Origin of the sequence: Moorena sp. SIO2C4 (assembly GCF_010672485.1) — a bacterium.
Taxonomy (GTDB): Bacteria; Cyanobacteriota; Cyanobacteriia; order Cyanobacteriales; family Coleofasciculaceae; genus Moorena; species Moorena producens.
The window spans coordinates 1-1040 of sequence record NZ_JAAHGN010001583.1; the positions used below are offsets into that span (position 1 = coordinate 1).

General features: G+C 44.9%; 1 protein-coding gene. It reads left to right on the plus strand.

Annotated features, from left to right (window positions below; translation table 11 throughout):
* Nucleotides 1–496 precede the first annotated feature (496 nt).
* Complete coding sequence (locus F6K20_RS39685) at nt 497–910, plus strand: response regulator transcription factor (protein ID WP_044495885.1); 414 nt, start codon at nt 497–499, stop codon at nt 908–910.
* The last annotated feature ends 130 nt before the right edge of the window (nt 911–1040 follow it).

Below are 1040 nucleotides of genomic sequence, written 5' to 3' on the forward strand. Positions count from 1 at the left end.
TCTACCTTTGAGCTACCCAATCTGTTTATTCTCTTATTTTACTTCTCGGAGAGTGACAAAAGAGGAATATATATTTGGCGATAAGTCGTCAAGTCATCGCTAAATATTTGTTCGCGTAGCGTGGCCTACGGCAAGGGGTCTATCCATCCCCATCCGTGCATAGGGATGGGGATGGATAGACCCCTCAAACTCCCCGATCAGTTAAACAGTGAAAAGACTGTTGGCTTGATCAGGTTTTGATACAGGGCATTATTAGTTTCAGGCAACGATAGCAACTGCAGTATTGCCCCCATTGCCATTTGGTGTGGGGACTTTTTTGTCGTACTTTAGCTACAGCGACTTTCAGATCGTGTCGGCTTGAATACTTATCCCTGATTAATTAATCAATGCCTAAAACACCCTACCGATTTACTAGCAAAGCATCCGGAATACCTCACTTGATCAAGTAAATTAATTGGTGTAGAAACAGGTAATGCTTTACCCAGCAGACTACTCTATGACTAAAAAAATCTTGATCGTTGATGATGAACCTTATATGAGACTGCTGATCGAGCAAACCCTGGAAGACCTGGAAGATGAAGGGGTAGAATTACTCACCGCTGAGGATGGTGAAGATGCTCTAGAGCAAGTTAAGTCAGAGCAACCTAATCTGGTATTTCTAGATTTAATGATGCCGAAAATGAGTGGTTTTGATGTCTGTAATCAGATCAAAAATGTTCTGTGTATCAAAGATATTTATGTGATCATGCTAACGGCTAAGGGACAGGAGTTTGATAAACAAAAGGGCAAAGAGGTCGGCACAGATATGTACCTCACTAAACCCTTTGACCCTGATCAAGTTTTGGAAAAATCTCAAGAAATACTTGGTATCACCGCTACTAGCGTGAAGTACCCCAACCTGCTTCGCTGAGGTTGGGGCTTCCAATTCTCAGGTCAACTCAGGGACGGTTTTATTCGTCTTTCGGGCTTCCCGCGCGCGTCCCCGACGCCTCAACCAGAGGCGCGACCCAAGGCCGGGGAACCCGGCCTTGGAGGCGCGA

Coding starts and splice junctions, on each gene's coding strand:
- F6K20_RS39685 (WP_044495885.1), top strand. CDS start 497: ATGACTAAAAAAATCTTGATCGTTGATGATGAACCTTATATGAGACTG.